The organism is Acidovorax sp. HMWF029 (assembly GCF_003060895.1).
In the GTDB taxonomy this organism is placed as follows: domain Bacteria; phylum Pseudomonadota; class Gammaproteobacteria; order Burkholderiales; family Burkholderiaceae_C; genus Acidovorax.
The window spans coordinates 1-2,631 of the sequence record NZ_QAIH01000322.1 but is presented as its reverse complement, the minus strand read 5'-3'; the positions used below and the strand labels follow the sequence as shown (position 1 = coordinate 2,631).

2 protein-coding genes and 1 pseudogene are annotated in these 2,631 nt (G+C 67.2%); all 3 read left to right on the top strand.

All coding sequences use genetic code 11. The features are described 5' to 3' along the window. Nucleotides 1-58: 58 nt before the first annotated feature. Nucleotides 59-1,378 (top strand): MFS transporter, encoded by a 1,320-nt coding sequence (locus DBR12_RS21275; protein WP_108619043.1) that lies wholly within the window; start codon nt 59-61, stop codon nt 1,376-1,378. A gap of 96 nt (nt 1,379-1,474) precedes the next feature. Then, complete coding sequence (locus tag DBR12_RS21270) at nt 1,475-2,197, top strand: response regulator transcription factor (protein WP_108619042.1); 723 nt, start codon at nt 1,475-1,477, stop codon at nt 2,195-2,197. A 141-nt stretch (nt 2,198-2,338) separates the two neighbouring features. Then, a pseudogene (locus DBR12_RS21265) lies at nt 2,339-2,631 on the top strand (two-component sensor histidine kinase); the annotation flags it as partial.

The window sequence follows — 2,631 nt, the reverse complement described above, 5'->3', positions numbered from 1 at the left end:
CACCTCCACTTCTTCCGCCCCCAACCCCGCTGCCGACAAGCCCCCGCGCACGCCCTGGCTGCAAACCCTGCGCGTGTACCTGGAGCCCGCCAGCCTGCGCATGCTCACGCTCGGGTTTGCGGCCGGGCTGCCGCTGCTGCTGGTGCTGGGCACGCTGAGCTTTCGCCTGCGCGAGGCGGGCATCGACCGCAGCACCATCGGCTACCTGAGCTGGGTGGGCCTGGCCTATGGCTTCAAGTGGGTGTGGGCGCCGCTGGTGGACCGCATGCCGATCCCGCTGCTCACCCCCGCGCTGGGCCGCCGCCGCAGCTGGCTGCTGCTGTCGCAGGCACTGATCGTGGCGGGACTGGTGGGCATGGCGCTGGCCGACCCACGCCATACGCTCGGGCCCATCGTGTGGTGCGCGCTGGCCGTGGCCTTTGGCTCGGCCACGCAGGACATCGCGCTCGATGCCTTCCGCATCGAATCGGCCGATGCCAACCACCAGGCGGCTCTGGCGGCCTCGTACCAGACGGGCTACCGCCTCGCGATGATCTGGGCCGGTGCGGGCGTGCTGTGGATTGCAGCGCGTGCCGAGGTAGCGCCCGCCGTGGGCCAGGCCGTTGTGCAGGGCGCAGCCGCTTACCAAAATGGCGCTTGGCAGACGGCCTATCTGGTGATGGCCGCATCGATGGCCGTGGGCGTGGTCACAGTACTGTTCTCGCGCGAGCCTGCGCCGATGGCACTGCCCCCGGCCAAGAACGCCGCCGAGTGGATCCAGGGCGCACTGGTGGCGCCGTTTGCTGATTTTCTGCGCCGCTACGGCTGGCATGCGGCGCTCATCCTGGCGCTCATCGCCGTCTACCGCATCAGCGACGTGGTGATGGGCATCATGGCCAACCCGTTCTACGTGGACATGGGCTTCACCAAGGACGAGGTGGCCGCCGTGACCAAGGTGTACGGCGTCATCATGACCCTGGCGGGCGCCTTCGTGGGCGGCGTTTTGTCGATGCGCTTTGGCGTGATGCGCATCCTGATGCTGGGCGCCATCCTCAGCGCCGCCAGCAACCTGCTGTTCGCCTGGCTGGCGGGCCACGGGCACGATGTGACGGCGCTGATTGCCGTGGTGTCGGCCGACAACCTGGCCAGCGGCATCGCGTCTGCAGCTTTCATCGCTTACCTGTCGAGCCTGACCAACGTGAGCTACTCAGCCACGCAATACGCACTGTTCAGCTCCATGATGCTGCTGCTGCCGAAGTTTGTGGCGGGCTTCTCGGGCGACTATGTGGACGCGTTTGGCTACGCCCACTTCTTCACATCGACGGCACTGCTGGGGCTGCCAGTGCTGGTGCTTGTGTGGCTGGCATCCAGGGTCAAAACAGCCTCTTCCGCGCCATGAAAAAGCGCTTATAGCTATCAATTTTGAAGCAATCCGTTTACCCAAACTTTACGGAAGCGACAACACTGCGAGATGCCTTACGGAGAGCATGAATCCATGAGTTCCCAACTGCTGATGATCGAAGACGACGCCCGCCTCGCGCAGATGGTGGGCGAGTACCTGGGCCAGTCGGGCCTGCAGGTCACGCACTGTGCGGACGGCAAAAGCGGATTGGCGCAGCTGCAAGGGCCCGACGCGGGGCCGCTGCCCGACCTCGTGATCCTGGACCTGATGCTGCCCGACATGGACGGACTGGAGGTGTGCCGCCGCATCCGCGCGCTGCAAGGCCACGCATCCCAGGTGCCTGTGCTCATGCTCACCGCCAAGGGTGACCCCATGGACCGCATCATCGGCCTGGAGCTGGGCGCAGACGACTACCTGCCCAAACCTTTCGAACCCCGCGAGCTGCTCGCCCGCATCCGCGCCATCCTGCGCCGCCGCACCGATGGTGGCAGTGCAGCGGCGGCCAGCCAGGTACTGCGGTTTGGCACGCTGGAGATTGACCGCGACGCGCGCACCGTCACGGTGGCGGGCGAGCTGGCCGACCTGACCTCGTACCAGTTCGATCTGTTGGTCGCCCTGGCCGAACGCGCGGGCCGGGTGCTCACCCGCGACCAGATCATGGAGGCCGTGCGGGGCCGCGAGCTGGAGGCGTTTGACCGCAGCATCGACGTGCACATGGGCCGCATCCGCGCAGCCATCGAGGCCGACGCCAAGAACCCGCGCCGCATCCTCACGGTGCGGGGTGTGGGCTACGTCTTTGCCAAACAACAGGACTAGACATGCCCCCTGAGTCGCTTTGCGCCTTCCCCCTCAGGGGGACGCCGCCAGCGCGGCGGGGCGGCCCTTGCGCGGCGGCCGCTGGCCTGGGTCGCGCCAGATTTCAACAGCGTACCGACTGCTGACGCCCATAGAGCGATCATGCCCCTCTCCACCCCTTTCTCCCGCCGCCTGTACCTGCGCATCTGGCTCGCCGTGGTCGCTGGAATCGCCGTCCTCACCCTGACCGTCGGCTGGGCCTGGCGCATGGCCGAGGAGCAGAAGGCACAAAACAACCAGCCTTTTGTGCCGCCCTCGCGCGAGATAGCACTGCGCGACCCCTCGGGCCAGCTGCTGCTGCGCGGCATGGCCACGCGCCAGCCCGCTGAACCCGGCGAGGGGGTGGAGTTCCGCATCGAGTCCGACACCGGCCAGACCTTCACGCTGCAGATGGC